The sequence below is a fragment of the Burkholderia sp. BCC1640 genome (assembly GCF_902833125.1).
Taxonomy (GTDB): domain Bacteria; phylum Pseudomonadota; class Gammaproteobacteria; order Burkholderiales; family Burkholderiaceae; genus Burkholderia; species Burkholderia diffusa.
Genome location: NZ_CADFEF010000001.1, coordinates 199,514 through 222,050 on the forward strand (window position 1 = coordinate 199,514; position 22,537 = coordinate 222,050).

Annotated in this window: 22 protein-coding genes; 13 read left to right on the plus strand and 9 right to left on the minus strand. The window is 69.1% G+C overall.

All coding sequences use genetic code 11. The features are described from left to right. The first annotated feature begins 37 nt into the window (after positions 1-37). The 3 genes from modA to HWX25_RS00935 all read left to right on the plus strand — a co-directional run bounded on the left by modA (position 38) and on the right by HWX25_RS00935 (position 2,331). The gene (gene modA / locus HWX25_RS00925) at positions 38-835 is read left to right on the plus strand and encodes a molybdate ABC transporter substrate-binding protein (protein ID WP_175906527.1); all 798 of its coding nucleotides are present in this window, start codon (positions 38-40) and stop codon (positions 833-835) included. Positions 836-845: 10 nt separating this feature from the next. After that, the gene (modB, locus tag HWX25_RS00930; RefSeq protein WP_059819617.1) at positions 846-1,523 is read left to right on the plus strand and encodes a molybdate ABC transporter permease subunit; all 678 of its coding nucleotides are present in this window, start codon (positions 846-848) and stop codon (positions 1,521-1,523) included. Between the two features lie 106 nt (positions 1,524-1,629). Further along, positions 1,630-2,331 carry an ATP-binding cassette domain-containing protein gene (locus tag HWX25_RS00935; RefSeq protein ID WP_059818759.1) on the plus strand — a complete coding sequence of 234 codons (702 nt, stop codon included), beginning with the start codon at positions 1,630-1,632 and terminating at the stop codon, positions 2,329-2,331. Between the two features lie 173 nt (positions 2,332-2,504). On the opposite strand, the gene HWX25_RS00940 is transcribed toward HWX25_RS00935, so the two are convergent. From HWX25_RS00940 to HWX25_RS00950, 3 genes are all read right to left on the minus strand, one after another. Further along, positions 2,505-3,350: a TOBE domain-containing protein gene (locus HWX25_RS00940; RefSeq protein ID WP_175906529.1), complete on the minus strand. Its 846-nt coding sequence runs from the start codon at positions 3,348-3,350 to the stop codon at positions 2,505-2,507. A gap of 48 nt (positions 3,351-3,398) precedes the next feature. Further along, positions 3,399-5,027 carry a CHAD domain-containing protein gene (locus HWX25_RS00945; protein WP_175906531.1) on the minus strand — a complete coding sequence of 543 codons (1,629 nt, stop codon included), beginning with the start codon at positions 5,025-5,027 and terminating at the stop codon, positions 3,399-3,401. 139 nt (positions 5,028-5,166) lie between these two features. Then, the gene (locus HWX25_RS00950) at positions 5,167-5,550 is read right to left on the minus strand and encodes a tautomerase family protein (protein ID WP_175906533.1); all 384 of its coding nucleotides are present in this window, start codon (positions 5,548-5,550) and stop codon (positions 5,167-5,169) included. A 108-nt stretch (positions 5,551-5,658) separates the two neighbouring features. Between HWX25_RS00950 and HWX25_RS00955 the strand changes: the two genes are divergently transcribed. The 5 genes from HWX25_RS00955 to HWX25_RS00975 all read left to right on the plus strand — a co-directional run bounded on the left by HWX25_RS00955 (position 5,659) and on the right by HWX25_RS00975 (position 10,351). Next, on the plus strand, positions 5,659-6,516 hold the full coding sequence (locus HWX25_RS00955; RefSeq protein ID WP_175906535.1) for a LysR substrate-binding domain-containing protein: 858 nt from the start codon (positions 5,659-5,661) through the stop codon (positions 6,514-6,516). Positions 6,517-6,557: 41 nt separating this feature from the next. Next, positions 6,558-7,481, plus strand: coding sequence for a DMT family transporter (locus HWX25_RS00960; protein WP_175906537.1), 924 nt, complete (start codon positions 6,558-6,560; stop codon positions 7,479-7,481). Positions 7,482-7,548: 67 nt separating this feature from the next. Further along, positions 7,549-8,328: a HAMP domain-containing sensor histidine kinase gene (locus HWX25_RS00965; protein WP_175906539.1), complete on the plus strand. Its 780-nt coding sequence runs from the start codon at positions 7,549-7,551 to the stop codon at positions 8,326-8,328. A 75-nt stretch (positions 8,329-8,403) separates the two neighbouring features. Next, a complete protein-coding gene (locus HWX25_RS00970; protein ID WP_059689595.1) occupies positions 8,404-9,744 on the plus strand; it encodes a hemolysin family protein in 1,341 nt (446 codons plus the stop codon). A 22-nt stretch (positions 9,745-9,766) separates the two neighbouring features. Beyond that, positions 9,767-10,351 (plus strand): thiamine phosphate synthase, encoded by a 585-nt coding sequence (locus HWX25_RS00975; protein WP_175906541.1) that lies wholly within the window; start codon positions 9,767-9,769, stop codon positions 10,349-10,351. A gap of 39 nt (positions 10,352-10,390) precedes the next feature. Here the strand turns inward: HWX25_RS00975 and HWX25_RS00980 are convergent, their stop codons facing one another. Then, on the minus strand, positions 10,391-12,040 hold the full coding sequence (locus HWX25_RS00980; RefSeq protein WP_175906874.1) for a DUF3459 domain-containing protein: 1,650 nt from the start codon (positions 12,038-12,040) through the stop codon (positions 10,391-10,393). 302 nt (positions 12,041-12,342) lie between these two features. On the opposite strand from HWX25_RS00980, the gene HWX25_RS00985 reads away from it, so the two are divergent. Further along, the gene (locus tag HWX25_RS00985; RefSeq protein ID WP_175906543.1) at positions 12,343-13,053 is read left to right on the plus strand and encodes a class I SAM-dependent methyltransferase; all 711 of its coding nucleotides are present in this window, start codon (positions 12,343-12,345) and stop codon (positions 13,051-13,053) included. Positions 13,054-13,107: 54 nt separating this feature from the next. Here the strand turns inward: HWX25_RS00985 and HWX25_RS00990 are convergent, their stop codons facing one another. Then, positions 13,108-13,761, minus strand: a complete 654-nt coding sequence (locus HWX25_RS00990) for a DUF1345 domain-containing protein (RefSeq protein WP_059531549.1) — start codon at positions 13,759-13,761, stop codon at positions 13,108-13,110. A gap of 136 nt (positions 13,762-13,897) precedes the next feature. Here HWX25_RS00990 and HWX25_RS00995 point away from each other — a divergent pair, with 136 nt between their 5' ends. Further along, entirely contained in the window at positions 13,898-14,623 is a 726-nt protein-coding gene (locus tag HWX25_RS00995) for a metallophosphoesterase (RefSeq protein ID WP_175906545.1), read from the plus strand. Positions 14,624-14,711: 88 nt separating this feature from the next. On the opposite strand, the gene HWX25_RS01000 is transcribed toward HWX25_RS00995, so the two are convergent. Together HWX25_RS01000 and HWX25_RS01005 are read right to left on the minus strand one after the other, a co-directional pair. Beyond that, on the minus strand, positions 14,712-15,410 hold the full coding sequence (locus HWX25_RS01000) for an RES family NAD+ phosphorylase (protein WP_175906548.1): 699 nt from the start codon (positions 15,408-15,410) through the stop codon (positions 14,712-14,714). A 2-nt stretch (positions 15,411-15,412) separates the two neighbouring features. Continuing rightward, a complete protein-coding gene (locus HWX25_RS01005) occupies positions 15,413-15,832 on the minus strand; it encodes an MbcA/ParS/Xre antitoxin family protein (protein ID WP_059531557.1) in 420 nt (139 codons plus the stop codon). A gap of 233 nt (positions 15,833-16,065) precedes the next feature. Between HWX25_RS01005 and HWX25_RS01010 the strand changes: the two genes are divergently transcribed. After that, on the plus strand, positions 16,066-16,848 hold the full coding sequence (locus HWX25_RS01010) for an ABC transporter substrate-binding protein (protein WP_059689542.1): 783 nt from the start codon (positions 16,066-16,068) through the stop codon (positions 16,846-16,848). A 978-nt stretch (positions 16,849-17,826) separates the two neighbouring features. On the opposite strand, the gene HWX25_RS01015 is transcribed toward HWX25_RS01010, so the two are convergent. Both HWX25_RS01015 and HWX25_RS01020 read right to left on the minus strand, forming a co-directional pair. Continuing rightward, positions 17,827-19,299 (minus strand): sigma-54 dependent transcriptional regulator, encoded by a 1,473-nt coding sequence (locus tag HWX25_RS01015; RefSeq protein ID WP_175906550.1) that lies wholly within the window; start codon positions 19,297-19,299, stop codon positions 17,827-17,829. Between the two features lie 438 nt (positions 19,300-19,737). Then, positions 19,738-20,655, minus strand: a complete 918-nt coding sequence (locus HWX25_RS01020) for a metal-dependent hydrolase (RefSeq protein WP_175906552.1) — start codon at positions 20,653-20,655, stop codon at positions 19,738-19,740. A gap of 582 nt (positions 20,656-21,237) precedes the next feature. On the opposite strand from HWX25_RS01020, the gene HWX25_RS01025 reads away from it, so the two are divergent. Continuing rightward, positions 21,238-21,579 (plus strand): FKBP-type peptidyl-prolyl cis-trans isomerase, encoded by a 342-nt coding sequence (locus tag HWX25_RS01025; protein ID WP_059531564.1) that lies wholly within the window; start codon positions 21,238-21,240, stop codon positions 21,577-21,579. A 26-nt stretch (positions 21,580-21,605) separates the two neighbouring features. Then, positions 21,606-22,373, plus strand: a complete 768-nt coding sequence (locus HWX25_RS01030; RefSeq protein WP_175906554.1) for an AraC family transcriptional regulator — start codon at positions 21,606-21,608, stop codon at positions 22,371-22,373. Positions 22,374-22,537 lie beyond the last annotated feature (164 nt).

Genomic DNA, 22,537 nt, shown 5'->3' on the forward strand with positions numbered 1-22,537 from the left:
ATTACGGTTTCAACCATTCCACTCGAACGACCAGACCATGCGCTCAACCGTCCACCCGCTTCGCCGCACCCTGCTCCGCCTGCTGCCGCTCGCCGCGCTTGCCGCGGGCATCGCGTTCAGCGGGCCGGCTTCCGCTGCCGATGAGCTGGTCGTGTCGGCGGCCGCAAGCCTGACGAATGCGTTCAAGGCCGTCGGCGATGCTTATCAGAAGCAGCATCCGGACACCAAGGTGCTGTTCAACTTCGGCGCGTCGGACGTGCTGATGCAGCAGATCGCCAAGGGTGCGCCGGCCGACGTGTTCGCATCGGCCGACCAAAAGGCGATGGATCGTGCCATCAGCGAAAAAGTCATCGTGCCGGGCACGCGCCGCGATTTCGCGGCGAACTCGCTGGTGCTGATCGTGCCGGCCGACAGCCACGCGGCCGCGCCGACGTCGCTGAACGACCTGACGGCGCCCGGCGTGAAGCGCATCGCGTACGGCGACCCGGCGTCGGTGCCGGTCGGCCGCTACACGGAAGGCGCGCTGCGCGCGGCCGGCGTGTGGGACGCCGTCAGCGCGAAGGGCGTGCTGGCCGCCAACGTGCGCCAGAGCCTCGATTACGTCGCGCGCGGCGAAGTCGACGCGGGCTTCGTGTTCGGCACCGACGCGGCGATCATGCCGGGCCGCGTGAAGGTCGCGCTGACCGTGCCGACGCAGACGGCCATCACCTATCCGATCGCGGTGGTCAAGGACAGCCGCCATGCCGCACTGGCGCAGTCGTTCATCGACTTCGTCGCGTCGCCGCAGGGCCAGGCCGTGCTGGCGACGTTCGGCTTCAAGCCCGCAGGCAAGTGAGCGCAGCATGATGCAGGACGCCTGGGTGCCGCTGCTGTTGTCGCTGAAGGTCGCCGGCTGGGCGACCGCGCTCGACATCGTGCTTGGCGTCACCGCCGCCTTCATGCTCGCGCGCTGGCGCTCGCCGATGCGCGACGTGGTCGATTCGCTGCTGACGCTGCCGCTCGTGCTGCCGCCGACGGTGCTCGGCTATTACCTGCTCGTGCTGCTCGGCCGACGCGGCGTGTTCGGCGCGTGGCTCGACAAGCTGGGCATCGAGCTCGTCTTCACGTGGCAGGGCGCGGTGATCGCATCGATGGTCGTCGCGTTTCCGCTGATCCTGAAATCGGCGCGCACGGCGTTCGAAAGCGTCGATCCGCATCTCGAGCGCGCGGCACGCACGCTCGGGCTCGGCGAAGCCGCGGTGTTCTTCCGCGTGACGCTGCCGCTCGCCACGCGCGGCATCCTGGCCGGCGCGCTGCTCGCCTTCGCGCGCGCACTCGGCGAATTCGGCGCGACGCTGATGATCGCCGGCAACCTGCCCGGCCGCACGCAGACGCTGTCGGTCGCGATCTATGCGGCGGTGCAGGCCGGCGACGACAGCACGGCCAACTTCCTCGTGCTGGTGACCTCGATCACCTGCGTGCTCGTGCTGCTCGCGACCGGCTGGCTCGTGCCGTCGCGCGCCGGGCGGAGCCAGCTGACATGACGCGCCGGCCGCCTCCGTACCGCCGCGCCTCACGGGCCGCGGCAAAACGCCTTCCCGTCGCGCAAGCGGCTTCCCGCACGCGCGGCGCGGCACGACGGAGGCCCGCATGAGCGTTGCCGTCGACATCCGCAAGACCTACGTGAACGCGGAGCGCCGCTTCACGCTCGACGTGTCGTTTACGGCCGCCACGCAGCGCGTCGTGCTGTTCGGGCCGTCCGGCGCGGGCAAGAGCATGACGCTGCAGGCGATCGCCGGCCTGCTGTCGCCCGACGAAGGCACGATCGCGCTGAACGGCGAACCGCTGTTCGATTCCGCGCGCGGCATCGACGTGCCGACCCGTGCGCGCCGCGTCGCGTATCTGTTCCAGGACTATGCGCTGTTTCCGCACCTGAACGTGCGCCAGAACATCGCGTTCGGGCTCACGTCGGGCCTGCGCAACCCGCGTGCGAAGACGGTGCCGCCCGAAGTCGCGTACTGGCTGCAGGCGTTCGAACTCGACACGCTCGCCGGGCAATTCCCGTCGCAGTTGTCGGGCGGACAGAAGCAGCGCGTCGCGCTTGCCCGCGCGCTCGTTGCGCAGCCGCGCATCCTGCTGCTCGACGAGCCGTTCGCGGCGCTCGACGGCGCGATGCGCCAGCGCATGCGCCACGAGCTCGCCGAACTGCAGGCGCGGCTCGATATCCCGATGGTGCTCATCACGCACGATCCCGACGACGTCGCCGCGTTCGGCGACCAGGTCGTGCAATTGAGCGAAGGACGCGTGCAGGCCACCACGCCGCACGCCGAGTGGCCGACGCGCGTCACCTGATCGCGCGAAGGCGGTGGCCCGGGCGGCCACGTTCGACCTGAGAGAAGCCGCACTGGCGGCACAAGTTGCAAACGGGATCGAAGCCGGCGCCTCGCGTACGTCGGGCGGCGCCGGTTTCGCCTCGTCCGCCCACGGTCATCGCCGGAAACGGCTCATACCGCCGTCGCGCGCGATCAGCCCGTCACCGCGAGAATCACGCTCGATGCCTTGAACAACGCGATCGCACGCCGGCCGGCGTCGAGCTGCAACGCCCCGACGCTGTCGTTCGTGACCACGGCCGTGAGCGTCCCGCCGCCGTCGAGCGCCAGCGTCACCTCGCTGTTCACCGCGCCCGCCGCGACGGCGTCGACCGTCCCGCGCAACTGGTTGCGCGCGGATACCTTCAGAGACGCTTCGGCGCCGCCTTCGTCGTCAACCGCCAGCACGACCCACGACGCCTTCACGAGCGCGCACGCATCCGCGCCCGGCTGCAGGCCGAGCGCGTCGGCGCTTTCGTGCGTGAGCACCGCGACGATCACCTGCCCGCCGGGCAGCACGAGCGTCACCTCGTCGTTTACCGTGCCGCGCACGATCGATTCGACCTTCCCGAACAACTGGTTGCGCGCGCTCGTCTTCATCCCGATCCGGCCGATCAGCGCCCAGTCGACGTCGAAACCGGACACCGCCGCGCTCGCGGCGTCGATGAAGCGGCGATGCTCGCGCTCGATCGTGCGGAACGCGGCGATCAGCGAGGTCGCGCGCGGCGTCAGCGTCGTGCCGCCGCCGCCCTTGCCGCCCGTCGCGCGCGTCACGAGCGGCTCGCCGGCCAGGTTGTTCATCGTATCGATCGCATCCCACGCGGCCTTGTAGCTAAGCCCGACGGCCTTCGCCGCGCGCGTGATCGACCCGGTGTCGCCGATCGCCGCGAGCAGCGCGATGCGGGTGGCGCCGCCGAGCGTCTGCTCGCCCGCGCGCAGCCACAGTTCGCCGCCCAGTTCGAGCGGTCCGGCGGAAGAGGAAGGAGGCGACGCGTCGCTCATCGGTCTGTCTGAAGAAAACGGGTGGCCATTATAGTGAGCGCGCGAGGCTCAGCGCGGCTTGCCATCCAGCTTCGGCGGACGCAGGCTCGCGAGCAGCGTCTCGGCGTCCCTCGCCGCGCGTTGCTCGAGCGCGGCACCGTAGCCGCGCACGAAACCCAGCTGGTAAGCGGGCGCCGCCAGTTGCTCGAGATGATGCAGCGCGACGATCGTGTCGTTCGCCTCGCCGAGCACGCTTTGCACGCGCGCGAGCGTCTTGACCGTCTCGTTGCGCGTGCGGCGCGAGGCCAGCGACGCGAAGAATTCGAGCGCATAGCGCAGCCGCTTCGCGTCGATCCGCACCTGGTGCCGCGCGGCCGTGTCGAGCGACGTGAGCGACGGCGACGCATACAGGTGACCGAACAGCCGCCGCACGCGCTTGGTTGCATGCCGCCGCAGCGACGGTGTGTCGTCCGCATCGGTCGGCGGCAGCGCGAGCCCGCACAGCCACTCGAGCCAGCCGAGCGTCAGTCGCGCATAGCGCGCCGAATGCAGCGCCTGGCGCAGTTCGACGCGCGCGGTCAGCGCCTGTACGCGCGCGGCGTCGAGCGTGCCGTCCCAGTCCGCGCTGCCGCCGTCGGCAGCGATCAGCGCGGGCAGGCTCTCGGTCGAGAACACGTCCCAGTCGCGCACTGTGCCGAGCAGGGCCGCAAGCCAGCGCAAGTCGACGCCGAACGTGTTCTGCCATTGATCGTCCGCGAAACGCGGGAAGAAGCGCATCAGCGTACGCAGCCGTCGCAGCGCGACGCGCATCTGGTGCACGAATTCGGGATCGTCGCGGTCGAGCACGCCGCGCTCGTTGCCGAGCCATTGCGCGGCGATGTCGCCCGACAGCGCGAACAGCGCGGCCCGCTGCGTGCGGATGCCGGTCAGGTCGACGAGTTGCGCCTTGACTGGCCCGGCGACGGCAGGCTCGCCCGCGCACGCGCGATCGATCACGCTGGTCAGCTGCACGAACGCGGGCCATGCGCCGCTGAGCTCGCGCGCGGCGGCAAACAGCGCGCGAAGCGCGGCCGTGCGTGCGGCGGCGGTTTCCCAGTCGGGCGCCGCGAGGCGCAGCTCGACATGGCGGCGCGGCGGTTCGGTGCCGCCGTGCAACGTGATGTCGTCGAGCGTCATCTCGACCACCACGCCGCTGTCGTCCGCCCAGCGCCCTCGCCGCCGCTCACTGACGAGCCGCGTCGGCGCCGGCGCCGACGATGCGGCGACCGCCGCTTCGTCGACGTGGCCGGGCACGACGCGGTCGCCCTCGCCCGCGGCCTCCGCCGATTCCGTATCGGCAACCGGCCCGGACGCCGGTGCGGCCACGACGATGCCCGCATGCTCGGCATCGAACAACTCCCGTTCCACGACGCCGGGCGCGAATGCCTTCGTGCGTGACGCGACGACCCGCCGCCCCTGCGCATTCGACTCGATCCACGTCCACCAGCATTCGCCGGGGTTCGGTTCGGCCTCCTCGACCTGGCACGGCTCGATCGTCACGCGCTCCTGGCCGCGCCGCATCCGCACCTGCGGACAGATCCGCCACGCACGGACGAGTTCGGCACCGAAGTCGCGCTGCTCGCCACGGGCGCGGCTTCCCGTCTTGACCGGCCAACCTTCCAGCGACAGGCACAACACGATTTCCAGCACACGCGACATGGAGGCTCCTGCACATGAAGAATCGCCGGCGCATCCTTCGCGCCGGCGTGGCCCGTGAAGCAGCTTCCATAGTACACGCCGCGAAAACGCGCGGGAAACGATCTGGCCCTGTCGCGCCTGTCGCGTGTCAAACGACGTATCAGACGACGTATTGCGCGATGCCGTTGCCGAACGACCAGTCCTCCTTCAGCACTTCGACGAGACTGATGAATACGTCCTGCGGCCGCACACCGGGCTGCCGCGCGAGGTTTTCGGCGATGGTCCGGTACAGCGCCTGCTTCTGCTCGAGCGTGCGCGTGTTGTTCGCCGTGATCTGGATCATCACGAGATCGTCGCTGCGTTCGATGTCGAGGTAATGGCGGCCGAACACGAAGTTCTCGGCCGAATGCTCGGTCACGACCATGAAGACATCGTCCTCGGGCACGTTGAACGTGTGCATCAGCGCGCGATGCACGCCGTCGACGAGCGCCGCGCGGTAGGCGGCGGGTTTGCCTTCGCGCACTGCGATACGGGTGAACGGCATGGTCTGCTCCTTTCGGTGACGTTGAAGAGTGGAAACGCCACGCCAGATTAGGCGCGCAGAACTATAATGAACAGTCATCAATCCATATTTCATTCATTTTCATTTGAAATGAAAGTCCTTGACCTTGATGCGGTGCGCGCGTTCGTGCTGGTCGCCGATCTCGCGAGCTTCACGCGCGCCGCCGACGCGCTCGGCACCACGCAATCGGCCGTCAGCCTGAAGCTGAAACGGCTCGAAGCGCACCTCGGCAGGCCGCTGCTCGCGCGCACGCCACGCGTCGTCAAGCTGGCCGCTGACGGCGAGAACTTCCTGCCGGCCGCCCGCGCGCTGCTCGACGCGCACGACCAGGCGCTCGGCGCGATTTCGGCCGGCACGCATCGCCTGTCGCTCGGCGTCAGCGAGCACGTTGCGGTGCCCGACCTGCCGGCCGTGCTGACGAGCCTGCACCGGCAGGATCCCGGGCTGTCGCTGGAAATGCATCTGGGAATGTCGGCGAGCCTGCTCGCGCAATACGACGAAAGGCGGCTCGACGCGGCGATCGTGCGGCACGAACCGGGCGAGGATCCGCCGCGCGACGACGGCACGCTGCTGTTCACCGAGCCGCTCGCGTGGCTCGCCGCGCCCGACTGGACGCCGCGCGCCGGCGAGCCGCTGCCGCTCGCGGTGCTGGCCGGGCCGTGCGGCGTGCGGGCCGCCGCGCTGCGCGCGCTCGAGCATGCTGGACGCCCGTGGCGCGAGCGCTTTACGGGCGGCGGCGTCGCGGCGGTCACGGCGGCCGCCGCGGCCGGGCTCGCGGTCTGTCCGCTGGCCCGGCGCGTCGCGCCGCGCGCGCTGGTCGACGTCGGCGCGAAATTCGGCTTGCCGCCGCTGCCGCACTCGCAGGTCGTGCTGTATTCGCGCGTGCGCGACGCCCGCGCGGCAGCCGCACTCCGAAGGTTTTCCGACAGCCTTGCAATCTCGGCGTAAACTAATCGGTTTCGCCGTTCGCAATCTTCCGAAGAATTCCGATGAAGCCCGAAGCCCGCAAGCACCTCCGCGCCAACCTGCTGATGCTCGCCGCCGCCGCGATCTGGGGCTCGGCGTTCGTCGCGCAACGACTGAGCCTCGACGTGATCGGGCCATTCCTGTTTACGGGGCTGCGTTTCCTGCTCGGCGCACTGGTGCTGATCCCGCTGCTGACGTTCAACGCGGGCTCGCGCGCGCAGCTTGCGGCGATTCGGCGCGAACCGGCGCTCCTCGCGCCGGGCCTCGCGCTCGGCGGGCTGCTCGCCGGGTCGATCTCGCTTCAGCAGTTCGGCCTGCAGTACACACGGGTCGCGAACGCAGGCTTCATCAGCTCGCTGTACGTCGTGATCGTGCCGCTGATGGGCGTGTTCGTCCGTCACCGGATCGGCGCCGGCACGTGGTTCGGCGCGCTGCTCGCGGCGATCGGCCTGTATTTCCTCAGCATCGACGAGCATTTCTCGGTGCTCTACGGCGACTGGTTCCAGCTCGTGGGCGCGGTGATCATCGCCGCGCACGTGATGACCGTCGGCCATTTCGCGAAGCGGCACGATCCGCTCGTGCTCGCGTTCCTGCAGTTCGTCGCGTGCGGCGCGCTGTGCCTCGCGGTCGGCCTCGTGATCGAGCCGGTCAGCGTCGCGATGCTGCGCAGCGCGCTGCCGACGCTGCTGTACGGCGGGCTGCTGTCGGTCGGCGTCGGCTATACGTTGCAGGTCGTCGCGCAGCGCGATGCGGCGCCCGCGCACGCGGCCGTGATCTTCAGCATGGAAGGCGTGTTCGCGGCCATCGCGGGCTGGGCCGCGCTCGGCGAGACGCTGACGCTGCGCGCGCTGGTCGGCTGCGCGCTGATGCTGGCCGGCCTGCTCGCGTGCCAGTTGCTGCCGAACGGCGACGCCCGGAAAAAGGACGAGGACGCGCTGCCGGCGTGACACGCGCGATCCCTATAATGGCGGTTCGCGTGTTTTTCATGCCAACCGCTTCCGACAGGCCAGCTCCGTGACGTCCCATCCCGTCGATCCCGCCGCCGACCTCCTGCGCGAACGCGCAGCGCACTATGCCGCCGAGGCCGCGCTGTTCCTGCGCGACCAGGCGCTGTCCACCGCATCGCACGACCTGCGCAGCCCGTTGAACGCGATGCACAGCTGGGCGTACGTGCTCGAGCGCCAGCTCGCCAGCGCCGACCCGAACCTGCAACGCGCGCTCGCGGGCATCCGCGCGGGGATCGACCAGCAGGTGGCGCTGATCGACGACGTGCTCGACGCGCCGCGCGCGGCAACGCGCACGCTCGCGATCGCCGTGCAGCCGTTCGCGCTGCGCCCGTTGCTCGACGACACGCTCGCACTGGTGCGCTTCGCGCTCGCCGACGCGAGGCGGGTGACCATCGACGCGACGCTGCCCGACGGCGAACCGTCGCTGAGCGCCGATCGCAAACGCATCGCGCAAGCGCTCTGGACGATGCTGACGACGGCCGTCGAAACCAGTGCCGCCGGCAGTCGCGTGACCTTCACATGCACGCGCGACGGCGCGCTGTGCGTCGCGCACGTCACCTGCGACGTGAGCGCCGACGCCCTCGCCGATCCCGCGCTGCCGCACGCATTCGAACCGTTCGCCCGCAGCGAAATGCTGCGCGCGCGCGACGCGAAGCGCGTCGCGTGGACGCTCGCGTTGTGCCAGCGTGTCGCGCTCGCGCACGGCGGCACCTTCACCCACACCCCGTTCGCCGACGGCTCCGCCGCCACCCTCTCGCTCTCCGTCCCCTGCGAGGCGCCGGTGTAACCGATCGGCGCCCGAATCATTACATTTCCCTTTCCGGCCCTATACTGATGGGCCTGTCATGACTGGAGCGATTCTTTGTTACAGATCTTCGCGCTCATCGGCGCGTTGTTCCTGGTGGCCCTGAACGGGTTTTTCGTCGCGGCCGAATTCGGCCTCGTCAAACTGCGCGCGACACGCGTCAAGACACTTGCCCGCAAGCACGGCCTGCGCGGCCGCATCCTCGCCGTCGTGCACGGCCGGCTCGACGCGTATCTGTCCGCCTGCCAGCTCGGCATCACGCTCGCGTCGCTCGGCCTCGGCTGGGTCGGCGAGCCGGCGTTCGCGGAACTGATCGGCCCGCTGCTCGACCTGATCGGCGTGCAGTCCGAACGTATCGTGCACCTGATCTCGCTGGTGTTCGCGTTTTCGCTGATCTCGTTCCTGCACATCGTGGTCGGCGAGCTCGCACCGAAATCGATGGCGATCCGCCAGTCGGAAAAGGTCGGCCTGTGGGTCGCGCTGCCGCTCTACGCGTTCTACTGGGCGATGTATCCGGCGATCTGGGTGCTCAACAGCAGCGCGAACGCGGTGCTGAGGCTCGCGGGCCTGTCGGCCGACCACGGCGGCGACGCGCACTACTCGACCGACGAACTGAAGCTGATCCTGCGCAGCCGCCGCAGCGCGGGCAACGCGGCCCAGCCGGCCCGCGGCACGTACACCAACGACGAGTGGAACACGCTCGCGCATTCGCTCGATTTCTCGTCGATGACGGTGTCGGACCTGATGCGTCCGGCACACGAAATGATCGGCCTGCGCCGCGACCTGCCGCTGCCCGACAACATGGAGATCGTCGCGCGGCACCGCTTCAGCCGCTATCCGCTGTTCGAGGATGCGTCGCGCGAACAGGTGAGCGGGCTGATCCACCTGAAGGACCTGCTGCTCGCGCGTCATGCCGGTGCGGCGCTCGAGGATCTGTCCGACTACGTGCGCCCGGTGCAGTACGTGAAGCCCGACATGCCCGCGCTGGAACTGTTCCGCCGCTTCCGCAAGGGCGCGCCGCACTTCGCGCTGGTCGGCAACAAGGGCGAGAAGCCGATCGGCTTCCTGACGCTCGACAACCTGCTCGGCGCGCTGGTCGGCCAGATCCACGACGAGTTCCGCCAGGGCGATGCGGACTGGAGCCGCCTCGACGACGGCACGCTGATGGGCAAGGGCAGCCTGCCCGTCGTGTCGCTCGAGCAGGCGCTCGGCATCGACATCGACGAAGGGCGCGCAGAATCGGTCGGCGGCCTCGTGATCCAGGCGCTCAGCGATTTGCCGACCGAAGGGCAGCGCGTGTCGTTCGATCGCTTCGACGTCGTCGTGAAGAAGATGAACGGGCCGCGCATCGTGCTGGTGCGCGTCTATCCGAAGATCGCGAAGGAGGCCGACGAATGACGGCCGCCGCTTGCCGCACGCGATGACGCCGACGCTGCCGCGCTGCTGCGTGATCACACCGGAGCCGGCGTCCGCGTCGGCCGCCGATTGCCGCGCATTCCTCGACAGGCTGTCGGCCGTGCTCGCACGCGGCGAGACGCTCGTGCAGTTGCGCGTGAAGTCGTTCGATGCGGACGCGTTCGCGCGGCTGGCCGCCGATGCGCTCGCGCGCTGCGACGCGGCCGGCGCGCAACTGATGCTCAACGGTCCGATCGATGCGGCCGGCGTGATGCAGCTCGACGGCGCGGGCTGGCACCTCGACGGCGCCGCCCTGCGCGCCGTCGCGCAACGGCCACTGCCGGCCGAGCGCCGCATGTCGGCCGCATGCCACGCGGCCGACGATCTCGAGCTGGCCGCGCGCGCGGGCGTGGATTTCGTCACGCTGTCGCCCGTGTTGCCGACGCTCAGCCATCCCGGCGCACCGACGCTCGGCTGGACGCGATTCGCTGCATTGGCCGCGCAGGCCGCGATGCCGGTCTATGCGCTCGGCGGCATGACACGCGCGCAACTCGACGACGCGCGCCGCCACGGCGCGTATGGCGTCGCGGGCATTCGCGGCTTCTGGTAAGTGTGCGGCCGGGCGCGCCAGCACCCGGCAATTCAAACATCATGCGCCCGGAACGGGACGCATTGCGCGCCGTGCGCTGTCGTCGAGGCGGCGCACGTCGTGCGTCAGCGCGTAGCGGTTGACGTCACCCGTCAGCCACGCGACGAGCGAATACGGCGGCAACTCCCCTTCATCGACCCGGTCGCGCGCGCGTGCCGGCGTCTCGAACACGACCTGCCCGCTCGGCGCATCGAACGGCACCGCGTCGGGCGACAGGTTCAATGCGATCGTCAACGTCTCGTCATCGGCGAGCCACCATGATGCGAGCAGCGCATCGGCATCGCCGTCACCGCTCGCCTTCAGCGCATGCGCGTCCTGCGGCCGGCAATCGGACAGCCGCGGCGCAATCAGCTTCGCGCGCACCGCGAGCGCCGACTGCACGAAATGCGCACGATCGACATCGCGCGCGGTTTCGTCGAAGATCAGCGGGATCTGCGGCGTGAGCAGCGACAGCGCAAGCGCCGCGAGGCCCGGCGTTTGCTCGTGGTCGCCATGCTCGCTCTCGCGCCATGCGCCATCGGACAGCACCAGCGACGTGAGCGACAACCCTTCCGCGCATGGACCGTCGCCCGCCGTGGCCGGCTGGAATGCCGCGCCTGCCGCGGTCAGCGCGCGCGCGAGCGTGTGGATCGACTGGTGAGGCGAAATCCCTTCGTGCGCCGACACGTCGCGCCCCGTCAGCCGATGCAGCGCGCGTTCTCCGCAACCGTTCCACTGCGCATCGAAATGCGTGTCGGCCAGATGCACCGGATGACGCTCGCTGCCGAGCACGAGATGGATCATCCGGTCGGCCGGCACGGCCGCACGCACGCGGTCGGCGATCTCGCGCAGCCACGACGTGCCGATCCGGTCAGCCTCGCGCAACCGCAAGCCGTCGCAACGGTATTCGTCGATCCAGTACAGCGCGTTGTCGCAGAAGAAGTCGCACACCTCCGGATGGTCGAGCGCGAGCGGCGGCACCTGCAGCGGATCGTCGCCCGTGTGGAAGAACGGCGCCGCGTAATGACGCAGCGCGTCGGTGCCGCTGCCGAAGCGCGCGTAGTCGAGTTCCAGCAGCACCGCGAGACCATAGCCGTGCGCATCGTCGATAAGCGCCTTCAGTGCGTCGGGGCCGCCTTCCGCCGCGAGCGGCGCGAACGGCAGGCTGTCGTGCGGCGACGCGAGCAACTCCAGCGCGGTCACGCCGAGACGGGCAAGCTGAGGCAACCGGCGGCGCACGCCGTCGAAGCCGCCCACCGCGTGCGGACGAATTGCGTACAGCGCAATGTCTTCCCACGCACGTCCGCGCCAGAACGTGTTGCGCCACGTGAACGCGCGCGGATCGACGACCTCGCTCGGGCCGTTGAGCCCGTCGGGTTGCGAACGCGACGCGGGATCGGGAATCGACGTGACGTCGTCGAGCCGATAACGGTAACGCGCGCCCGCACCGCATTCGACGAACGCTTCGAACCAGTGCGGACCGGCCGCCGTCATCGGAACGAGCGTCGGGCCCATGCCGGTATCGAGTTCGAGCTGAACATGCGTGCTGCCCGGCGCCCACACGCGGAAATGCGTGCGCGGCGACGTGCCGAGCGCGCCGCAGGGCTGCGCGCCGGACGGCAGGCAGTGAATGTAGTGCTGCGCATACGGATCGTGCGGACAATCTGACATCATGCGCTCCTCGTGCGTGCCGAGCGGCATGGCCGCGCGGTCGGCGCGGCGCATCGTGGCCCGGCATGCGACGGCCAGGCAGATGGGGAGAAAAGTATGCGCCGGTTTCACGGCCGCGATGCATCGAATCCTCACATTTTTAAATGCGAATCGACCCCGCCAATGTTTGCGCGTATCGCGCGCCGAATCGGGTAGTCCGCATACCGGAATGTCCGCTCGCCTTGTTGCGCGGCCGGCCCGAGCTTACGCTCCGTGCGATGCGCGTGGGCACCCCGTCCGCGCCCGAACCCGAGGAATCCGCCATGTCGCTCCCCGCCAGCGCCGCGAAGTTCGATCCGGCACGCGCGCACGAATACGCCGAACAATCCCGCATCGCGCTCGCCGGCTACGACGCGTGCCACGAGCTCGCCGCTTGCATGCTCGCGTCGGCGATCGATGTGCCGGAGGCACGGCTCCTCATCGTGGGTGCGGGCGGCACCGGGCAGGAAATCTGCGTACCCGCGGCGCTGGAGCCCGGCTGGCAGTTCACGGCCGTCGATCCGTCCGCGCCGATGCTCGCGCTCGCGCGTGCCAACGTCGAAGCGGCGGGTTTCGCCGCCCGCACGCAATTCGTCGAGGCCGGCGTCGACGCGCTGCCCGATGCGCCCGCCTTCGACGGTGCGACGTTGATCGGCGTGCTGCATCACGTCCCCGGCGACGCGGCGAAGGCCGCGCTGCTGGACGCGATCGCGCGCCGCCTGAAGCCCGGCGCGCCGCTCGTGATCGCGGGCAACTATCGCCGCTACGCGGACCACCCTCGCCTGCTCGACGCGTGGCAGCAGCGCTGGCGGATGAAGGGCGCATCGCCCGACGCCGTGCGTGCGCAGCTTGCGAAAATCCTGCAGGGTGCCGATCCGCCGGTTGCCGAGGAAGCCGTGTTCGCGTTGCTGCACGATGCGGGCTTCGATGCGCCGCTACGCTTTTTCTCGAGCCTCTTCTGGGGGGCGTGGATCGCGGTGCGGCGCGGCGCGTGACAACGCGAAACGCCGTGAAGCGGCGGTCTCCACGAGCCGCTCGAATTACCCGCGTCAGCTCAACAGCCCTGCCGCGACGTTGATCGATAGCCCGAGCACGGCCATGTTGAAGTAGAACGACAGGATCGACTGCGCGAGCACCGCGCGCCGAGCGGAGCGGTTTGCGAGCGACACGTCGGCCGTCTGCGACGCGACCGCGAGCGTAAACGCGAAATAGAGGAAATCCCAGTAATCGGGCTCGGGGTTGCGGTCGGGGAACCGCAGTGCGCGATCGCTGCTCGGCGAGCCGTAATAGAGCCGCGCATAGTGCAGCGTGAAGATCGTCGGAATCAGGAACCATGCGCCGAACAGCGTCGCGCCCGTGACCGCGTAATGGCCGAGCCCGGCACGAAAGCCGACGTTCTTCGCGGTGGCGAGTTCGATCGCGATCGCGGCGACGCTCGCGACCGTCGCGATGCAGATGACCGTCAGCACGGTCGTCGCGTTCTCGTCCTCGCGGATCGCGATCTCGCGCACCTGATGATGATGCGCGGTGACCATGCGCACCCACATCAGCACGAGATACAGCCAGATCGTGCAATCCCAGCCGATCAGCGCGCGCGCGGTCGGCCTCAACTGCAACGGCAGCAACACCGCGCACAGCACGCCCGCGGCGAGGGCGGCGACCATGCGCGGCCGATTGCGTAACACCTGCGGATAAAGCGTCATCGTACGATTCCGAAAGCGGATGGAAAGGATTCGGCCGGCGTGCGAGCGACCCGCTGCGCCGCGCCGGGCGGTACCGCCCCGATTATCGCCATTCCTGCATGACGTTGCGATGGGCGTGAGCGCCTAAGATATCGGGATGACTCCCGTCCTCTGCCATCATCCCGCGAACGCGGCCGGCCGCGACTTCGTCGTCGGCGATCTGCACGGTTGCGTGGATGTGCTGCGCGCGCTGCTGCACGACATCGGCTTCGACCCGGCTCGCGACCGGCTGTTTTCGGTCGGCGATCTCGTCGATCGCGGCCCCGCCTCCGAAACCGCGCTCGAGCTGCTCGACCGCCCGTGGTGCCACGTGGTGCGCGGCAATCACGAAGAAGTGCTGAGCCTGGTGTCGCGGGGCAAGCTGTCGCCCGACGCGTGGCGCGGAATCGGCGGCGACTGGGGCGCCGATCTCCCGCCGGAACGACTGCACGCGCATGCGGCACGCGTCGACGCGCTGCCGCTCGTGCGCGTGATCGGCGACGGTCCCGCGCGCTTCAACGTGCTGCATGCGGAATTCTTCGGCCCGGACGCCGAACTCGACACGGGCAGCTATTCGCCCGACGTGCGCGAGCGGCTGATCTGGGGGCGCGACCTGGTGCAGGGGCTCGCCGACCCGGCCCGGCAGGCCGGCCTGTCGCTGACCTGCACCGGCCACACGCCCGTGCGCGCGCCGCAGCGCATCGGCGCGCAATGGTTCATCGACACCGGCGCGTTCGCACCATCCGGACGCCTGACGATCGTCGAGCCGCGCACGGGCGAGACGTGGTCGCTCACCCAGGCCGACGCGCGCGCACGTCACGCGGGCGACCTGCCGCTGCCTTGAGGCCTTCACGCCGATAACGGACCTGAGGCCCGCGGCGTTCATGGCGTGCCCCACCCGCACGCGTTTGCGTTCGCGAGCACCGCGCGAGCTAGCCGACCTGGTTCAATTCGAACACCGCATCGATCGCGGAACCGTTCCAGTTGTATTCGAGGTACGCCGCGTGATGGCAGTCGCGCAGCACCGTCGTGCGGAACGCCGCGAGACACTCGCCGCGCGGGTCGCGCACCGACGGATAGACGATCCCCGCGCCGCCCGCGCTGCGCACTGCACGGCCGAACGCCTGCCCGGCGCTGTAGTCGAGCGGATCGAGCAGCCCCGGGCTGCGCTGCGGCCACGTGCGCACGTCGGCGACGTCGCCCTGCGCGAACACCGTGTACAGCCGCATCTGCTGGCGCATCGGCGCCTCCTTCGTCGCAGCCAGGAACAGCCCGCTGTGATAGCGCGTCTCGGCGATCGCCGTATCGCGCGACCGCCCGCAGTAGAACACGCCGTAGCTGCCGTCGGAAAAGCGGCTGCCCTGCGGATTCAGGTGCGTGAACGCGGCCATGATCGGCCCCCAGCCCTGGCCGTAGCGGCGCTCGGCCGGCGGCACGAGTTCGAGCGTGCCGACTTCGTTGCGGATGCGGTCGTTGGTCAGCGATTCGAGCGCATAGAGCGCGTCGAAATCCTCGGCGGACGCGACGCGGTCGAACAGGTTGATGGCCGGAAAACGGGTGGGAATCACGCGATAGGCAGGTGCCCAGTCGACGACGGTCGTGGGCCAGTGTTGGACTGCTTCGATCGGCATCGTCACGCCCAGCCACCCCGCATCGCGTCGAGATATTGACGCACGGCAACCAGGTCGCCGACGTTGCCGGCGAGCATGCGGTCGAGCGCGCGCTTGCCGCCGAACGGCGCGGCGTCGTTGGGCCGCTTGACCCAGGTGTCGGCCGCGGCCGGCTGCGGCAGCAGGATCTGCAGCGCCTTGTAGATGCCGAGCAGCAGCGATAGCCGCTCGAGCGTATCGCGCGGCAGGCGCGCCGATTCCGGCGCGGCCTTCCACTTGAAGAACGTCGAGCGGCCGGGCGACCCGAGCAGCACGATCTGTTCGTCGATCGTCAGCTCCCAGTCGCGCGCGATGTTGAAGAATGCGCGCAGGCCGGCCGCCGACATCTGCGCGACCGAGGCCTGCCGCGGGGCGGAATGCGGATCGAAGGCGGGCTGTGACATGATCGTTAGTCTCGAAACGAATTTACTAACAAGATTAGTCCATTTTCGTATTTTTGCAAGGGTCGTCCCCCACCGCGTCGGCATTCCCTCCGAAGGATCGATATTTTTTGTCCATTCTGGACTGCGATTTTATTTTCTGCGTTAATGACCGTGCGGACGGCGCACCGGGACGCGGTACGTCCCCGCAGCAACCGTGTCGCCCAGAACCGGATAGACCACGCCAAGGAACCACCATGAAGAGACTGATTGCCGCCGTTTCGATCGCCCTGCTCGCGGTATCGGCAGGCCCCGCCGTCGCGAAGGACTGGACCACGCTGCGCTTCGGCACCGACGCCAGCTACGCGCCGTTCGAATCGAAGGCGCCCGACGGCAAGCTCGTCGGCTTCGACATCGATCTCGGCAACGAGATCTGCACGCGGCTGAAGGCGAAGTGCGTGTGGCTCGAGAACGATTTCGACGGGATGATCCCCGCGCTGAAGGCGAAGAAGTTCGACGCGGTGCTGTCGTCGATGTCGATCACGCCGCAGCGCGCGGAACAGATCGGCTTCACGACGAAGATCTACAACCAGCCGACGCGGCTCGTCGTGAAGAAGGGTTCGCCGCTGCTGCCGACGGCCGAATCGCTGAAGGGCAAGTCGATCGGCGTCGAACAGGGCACGACGCAGGAAGCGTATGCGAAGGCCTACTGGGCCAAGCAGGGTGCGAACGTCGTGTCGTACCAGAACCAGGACGGCGTGTATGCGGACCTGACGTCGGGCCGCCTCGATGCCGCATTGCAGGACGAGGTGCAGGCCGCGATCGGGTTCCTGAAGTCGCCGCGCGGCGCGGGCTACCAGTTCGTCGGGCCCGAACTCGTCGACGAGAAGGTGCTCGGCATCGGCGCCGGCATCGGGCTGCGCAAGGAAGATACCGACCTGAAGGCGAAGATCGATCGCGCGATCCTCGACATGGTCAAGGACGGCACGTACAAGCGGCTCGCGTCGAAGTACTTCGACTTCGACATCTACGGCGGCTGAAGCGGTGCCGCGCGCGCACGGGTGCGATGCCCGTCGCGCGCGGCCTGACCGCCCCTCCCCTGCTCGCCGGACGGCGACGCCTCCCTGACGTTCGCCGTCGCGCCGGTTCGTCGTCCGTATTGCGCATCCGGACGCGGCACGTCATTCGCATTGCAAACGGATCGCCTGCGCTGGCGACCGCAGGCGCTCGACGTCGTCAATAAGCGAAGATCGGGCGCCGGGGGACCGGTGCCCGCGTGCACATCCCCATGCGGATCGGGTTGGCGAGCGAGAAAGTGCCGGCCCGGCGCGGATGACCGGGTATCAGCCGGATCCGCCTCGCACCGGGCGCGGAGAGGTGGCCTGTCGACGCATGCCGGCCGGCAGCAAGATGCGCGGTCGACCGGCGATGGGTCGAATCACTGCGATCGCGGCCTGCCGGCCGCGGCGTGTGGCGATCGTTCGTCATTTTTCTACCCCGTATTCGATCCGTAGCTTGTACCGGCAACCGGACAACGCCGGCGCCCCGACGATCCGTCGACGACGGCCCATGCCGTTCGGAGCAGGGCGGTGCTGCCCGTCCGTCCGGTCATCCCCCGGACTGCGTCCTTGCCGGTCCTCGCATGGTTCGCTGCCGAACCGGCCGGACGCCACGTCGTCGACTTTCGCATCTCAAACTTCGCAAGGAGCGGGCCAGCTTCGTTCCGGGCCGGCCGCGCAAGGCTTTCGTCGGACAAGCCCGCGGCCGGAACGGTCGGGGCAGGCAGGACGTTGCGAAACTGAAACATGGCGGGCGCAGGCGCGCGCGCCCGTGTGACGGCGGCGCCTTGCCGGACAAGGCGCGCGGACGATCCGGAAAATTTTCCCGGCGCGGGCGGCACGCCGCCGCGCGCGTTTGCATGGGCGATTCGGGCGGCCGCCGGCAGGAAACGTTTCACGCGCTTTACATGGCGCCGGCCGCCCGCGCACGGGACGACCGCGGACGCTTCCCGCCGCCGTTCAGCCGACTCGCTGATGGTCGGCGTCGTCCGGCGGCGCGCCGTCCTTTCCGCCGTTGTCGCCGTTGTTGTCGTGGTCGTTGAGCCCGTGCTCGATCATCATCCGGTAAAGCGTGACGCGCGAGATGCCGAGTTCGGCGGCGGCCTTGTTGATCCGGTGATCGTTGCGCAGCAACGCGTTTTCGATCGCGGTGCGCTCGGCGAGCGAACGCGCCTGCTCGAGCGTCACGGGCTCCGTTTCGCCCGGGACATCGAGCCCGAGATCGTGCGGCGTCAGGAGCCGGCTCTCGGCCATCACGATCGCGCGGCGCACCCGGTTGATCAGCTCGCGCACGTTGCCGGGCCACTCGTAGCGGCGCATCGCATCGAGCGCGGCCGACGTGAAGCCGCTGATCTTGCGGCCGCTGTCGGCCTTGTATTTCTGCAGCACGTAATGCGCGAGGATGTCGATGTCCTTGCCGCGCGCGCGTAGCGGCGGCTCGTGAATGCGCAGCACGCAGAGCCGGTGATAGAGGTCCGCGCGAAAGCGTCCGGCTTCGACCGCGCCGTCGAGATCCACGTGCGTCGCCGAGATGATCCGCACGTCGACCGGAATCGATTCCTGGCCGCCGAGCCGCTCGATCTTCCCTTCCTGCAGGAAGCGCAGCAGGCTCGCCTGGCTTTCGACCGGCATGTCGCCGATTTCGTCGAGAAACAGCGTGCCGCCGTTCGCGGATTCGATCCGGCCCGCGCGCCGCTGGTTCGCCCCGGTGAATGCGCCGCGCTCGTAGCCGAACAGTTCCGACTGCAGCAGGTGATGCGGAATCGCACCGCAGTTGATCGCGACGAACGGCCCTTTGCCGCGCACCGAGCGCTCGTGGATCGCGAGTGCCGTCAGTTCCTTGCCGGTGCCCGACTCGCCGGAGATGAACACGCTCGCGTCCGTTTTCGCGACCTTGCGGATCGTGCTGAACAGCTGCTGCATCGCTTCGCAGTTGCCGATCATCCCGTGCTCGCCGATCGACGCCGCGTACGCCGCGCCGTCGACGCGATCGAGCGCGGCCATCCCGCGCGCGTGGCCGAGCACGTGCGAAATCCATTCGTACGGCAACGGCAGCGTCACGTAATCGAAACAGTAGCTGCGGATCAGCTCGCGCACGGCAACGCCGATCGTGATGCCGGCCTGCGCGACGGAAATCCAGCCGATCGCCGGCTGGCTCAGACACGCCTTCAGCGCGGGATAGTCGCGCGACGTGAAGCCCGAGAAATCGACGAGCCCGGCGGCAACGTTCACGCCGGACGTCATGTTCTGCGCGGCGCCGGCCGTCTTCGCGACGGAGATGTCCCAGCCGAGCTCGCGCAGTTGCGCCAGCAACGGCTCGTCCGGCGAACGCATGATGACGAACAGCTTGCGTCCGGCCTCGGGAGCGGTAACGGACACGAACGGCATCTCGGACGCCGTCGTCCCGCTTGCGTCGGGTGACCTTGCAACCATCGTTGTTCCCCGCTTGGCGTTGGTATCGTGCGCCGGCTCGCCGCCGCATCCGAAGGACCTCGATCGAACTGACATATTGGCCGCATTTCCGTCCGAATAAAATCCCCCCGGGCAATAATCGCGCGCCGGGCGGATCCTTTCATGAACGGTATATCGGTGCCGCCGACGCGCGGCTAGATGGGTGATATCCCGGTGGCGCGGCGGGTGCGAAACCACGGCCGTACGGGTAGCGGGCGCGCGAAGCCGCGCCGGTGCGGGCGCGCCGGTGCGCCACGCGACGCCGGGCGCGAGGAATCGGACCGGCGGCAGGCGCCGGCACGGCCGCGGCGGCCGTACCGGCGCCTGCTCGCGCAACCGTTTTCCGCTTGACGCCAGTCAATCGTCGGAAGAACTGGGGTTGATGCACGAACGCAACACGTGCCGCGTGGCGCGGCGGCGTCAGCGCCCCGATGCGAGCGGCGCGAGTGCGTTGGCGCGGCCGCGTCCGGCCGACGCGCCGTCGTGTTCGCCGTAGGCGGCGACGAGCGCGTCGACGCGCGCGAGGTGGTGGCGGTTGTCGTGGTCCCACGGATGGAAGCCCGGCCGGAAGAAGCTCAGCCATTCACCCGCGATACGCGGGAACAGCCCGCGACGCGGCCCGTACAGGAATGCAATCATGCGCAGCATGCCGCGCACGCGATGCCTGATGTCGCGATCGCGCGACAGCAGCGTCACGTGCATCAGGAACACGGTCGGCCAGAACGTCAGCGTCGTCACCAGGTACACGCCGACGCGGATCAGATAGCGGCGCGGGCCCGGCTTCATCACGGCGTTCCACACGTCGTAGGACACGGCCTTGTGCTCGGTTTCCTCGAGCGCATGCCACAGCCACATCTGCCGGTAGCCTTCGACCGAGCCGTCGAGGCGCGTCGGGTCGCTCAGGAGCCAGTCCGCGAGCATCGCCGTGTAGTGTTCGGCGGCGACCGTGTGCGCGAGCTGCACCGAATGCGGCAGCGTGCGCTTCACGAAGCCGAGCACCGTCCATACGCGCTTGTCGAGCTTGCGCGCGGGCAGGCGGTTGGCCTGCATCAGCTCGTTGTATTCGACGTGCTCGCGCGTATGCATCGCCTCCTGGCCGATGAAGCCGAGCACCTGCCGCTTGAGCACCGGGTCGTCGATCCGGTCGCGATAATTGCGCACCGAATCCATGAAAAAGCGTTCGCCGGCCGGAAACAGCAGCGACAGCGCATTGAAGAAGTGGGTCACGTGCGGGCCGAGCCCATTCCAGTCCTTCGCGCGTTCGACCGGCAGGTCGAAGCGCAGGTCGCGGCGCACCGGCATCACCTCGGCGGCGGTGGCGGAAGCGGCTGATTTCATGTTCGTCGTTCTCCTGGTTTTCGGGCGGCCCGGCAGCCGTCGCGGCCTTGTCGGCGCGGGCCCGGGCAGCGCATCGCGCAACGCCGAAATCTTGACATCGATAGCTGTAAAGATAGGCGCCGGCCGGCGCCGCGCGCAAGCCGCGCGGTAGACGCGCGCTTCCAAACAGGGCACGGTCGGCAGCGCGGAAAAAGCGACGTTCGAGCGGCGTTCGCGCATGCCACGATTCGAACGCGCATGCCGGTAAGGGACCGCCAGCCGGGCGGCGCGCGCACGCGCCGAAATCGGCACGAAAACGCCGCGTGACGGGCGTTTCACGGGATCGCGCGATGGCGCTCGACGTGACGCCGAGCAGCCGGGTGGCGCCGATTCATACGCGCGCCCCGTTCGCGCGGTGCAACCCCGTCGCTCCGGTTCGCGAAAAATTCAAACGCGCGTTCCATTGGCGTATCGGGCGGGTTATGCGAAGACCGCCGCGACCGACCCGCGATCGGCACGCGGACGGGCGCTCGCCGCGTACGGCGGCCCCCTGCCCGCTCGCCTACAATAGCGGTTTCACCCAACCCCTTTTCAGGAGAAGTCATGTCTGTCACCACGACCGCATCGGGCCTCAAAATCGAAGACCTGACCGAAGGCACCGGCGCGCAGGCGCAAGCCGGCCAGACCGTCAGCGTCCATTACACGGGCTGGCTGACCGACGGTCAGAAATTCGACTCGAGCAAGGACCGCAACGACCCGTTCGCGTTCGTGCTCGGCGGCGGCATGGTCATCAAGGGCTGGGACGAAGGCGTGCAGGGCATGAAGGTCGGCGGCGTGCGTCGCCTGACGATCCCGCCGCAACTCGGCTACGGCCCGCGCGGCGCAGGCGGCGTGATCCCCCCGAACGCGACGCTCGTGTTCGAAGTCGAACTGCTCGCCATCTGACGACGCCGCCGGCCGACGTCCTTCCGATGGAACGCATCCCGTCTCCCGCCATCGCGCTGCGCCGTTACGACACGTGCGAAGCATCCGACGTGCACGACTTTCACCAGGTCGTGATCGGCGTCGACGGCGCGATGGTGATGGCGGTGGACGGCGTCGGCCAGCGCATCGACCGGCACGCGGCGTGGCTGATTCCGGCCGGCGCGCGCCACGATTACGCGGGCCTCGGCGACAATCGCCAGCTCGTGCTCGACTTGCCCGCCGCGTCGCTCGCGGTGCCGCGGCGGCTGTTCGACAGCGCGCGTGCCGTGTCGATCGACCCGGCGCTGACGTCGCTCGTCGCGCAGGTCGCAGCGGCGGCCGCGCAACTCGACGGGACGGCCGGCGACACGCGGCGCGCGCATCGCTTCCAGTGGCAGGCCGCCGCGCGTCTGTGCGACGCGCTGCTCGACGATGCCGGCCTCACCGCGCCCGCTGTGGGCCTGGATTTCGCGCGCATCGACCGCTGGCTGCGCGCGCGGCTCGCGGAACCGCTGCGCATCGCCGATCTCGCCGCGCACTGCGGTTACGGGATGCGCCGCTTTCATCAACTGTTCGTCGACGCATTCGGCGAAACCCCGCATCGCTACCTGCAGCGGCTGCGGCTCGACACCGCTGTCGTGCTGCTCGCCGACGGCCGCCATCCGCTCGTCGACATCGCCGGCATGGTCGGCTTCGCCGACCAGAGCACGTTCACGCACGCTTTCAAGAAACGCTTCGGCGTCGCGCCGGGGCGCTGGCGCGGCGAGCGACACTGAGCGCTCACGCACGCCGCTGCGGCCTGCCGGAAAGCCGTGTCACGGCTCGCCGAGCCTCCCGGCCCCCGTTCCCCGTTTACGCACCGGACGGCAAGCCGGTCGCATCGCGACGATATCGACGCTTCACGCCCCCCTGAAACATCACCCGCCCGTCGCACCCTACG

Coding starts and splice junctions, on each gene's coding strand:
- HWX25_RS00945 (WP_175906531.1), bottom strand. CDS start 5,027: ATGTCGCGTGTGCTGGAAATCGTGTTGTGCCTGTCGCTGGAAGGTTGG.
- HWX25_RS00950 (WP_175906533.1), bottom strand. CDS start 5,550: ATGCCGTTCACCCGTATCGCAGTGCGCGAAGGCAAACCCGCCGCCTAC.
- HWX25_RS00955 (WP_175906535.1), top strand. CDS start 5,659: ATGAAAGTCCTTGACCTTGATGCGGTGCGCGCGTTCGTGCTGGTCGCC.
- HWX25_RS01010 (WP_059689542.1), top strand. CDS start 16,066: ATGAAGAGACTGATTGCCGCCGTTTCGATCGCCCTGCTCGCGGTATCG.
- HWX25_RS00935 (WP_059818759.1), top strand. CDS start 1,630: ATGAGCGTTGCCGTCGACATCCGCAAGACCTACGTGAACGCGGAGCGC.
- HWX25_RS01000 (WP_175906548.1), bottom strand. CDS start 15,410: ATGCCGATCGAAGCAGTCCAACACTGGCCCACGACCGTCGTCGACTGG.
- HWX25_RS00985 (WP_175906543.1), top strand. CDS start 12,343: ATGTCGCTCCCCGCCAGCGCCGCGAAGTTCGATCCGGCACGCGCGCAC.
- HWX25_RS00980 (WP_175906874.1), bottom strand. CDS start 12,040: ATGTCAGATTGTCCGCACGATCCGTATGCGCAGCACTACATTCACTGC.
- HWX25_RS01015 (WP_175906550.1), bottom strand. CDS start 19,299: ATGGTTGCAAGGTCACCCGACGCAAGCGGGACGACGGCGTCCGAGATG.
- HWX25_RS01005 (WP_059531557.1), bottom strand. CDS start 15,832: ATGTCACAGCCCGCCTTCGATCCGCATTCCGCCCCGCGGCAGGCCTCG.
- modA (WP_175906527.1), top strand. CDS start 38: ATGCGCTCAACCGTCCACCCGCTTCGCCGCACCCTGCTCCGCCTGCTG.
- HWX25_RS01025 (WP_059531564.1), top strand. CDS start 21,238: ATGTCTGTCACCACGACCGCATCGGGCCTCAAAATCGAAGACCTGACC.
- HWX25_RS01020 (WP_175906552.1), bottom strand. CDS start 20,655: ATGAAATCAGCCGCTTCCGCCACCGCCGCCGAGGTGATGCCGGTGCGC.
- modB (WP_059819617.1), top strand. CDS start 846: ATGCAGGACGCCTGGGTGCCGCTGCTGTTGTCGCTGAAGGTCGCCGGC.
- HWX25_RS00960 (WP_175906537.1), top strand. CDS start 6,558: ATGAAGCCCGAAGCCCGCAAGCACCTCCGCGCCAACCTGCTGATGCTC.
- HWX25_RS00975 (WP_175906541.1), top strand. CDS start 9,767: ATGACGCCGACGCTGCCGCGCTGCTGCGTGATCACACCGGAGCCGGCG.
- HWX25_RS00995 (WP_175906545.1), top strand. CDS start 13,898: ATGACTCCCGTCCTCTGCCATCATCCCGCGAACGCGGCCGGCCGCGAC.
- HWX25_RS01030 (WP_175906554.1), top strand. CDS start 21,606: ATGGAACGCATCCCGTCTCCCGCCATCGCGCTGCGCCGTTACGACACG.
- HWX25_RS00990 (WP_059531549.1), bottom strand. CDS start 13,761: ATGACGCTTTATCCGCAGGTGTTACGCAATCGGCCGCGCATGGTCGCC.
- HWX25_RS00940 (WP_175906529.1), bottom strand. CDS start 3,350: ATGAGCGACGCGTCGCCTCCTTCCTCTTCCGCCGGACCGCTCGAACTG.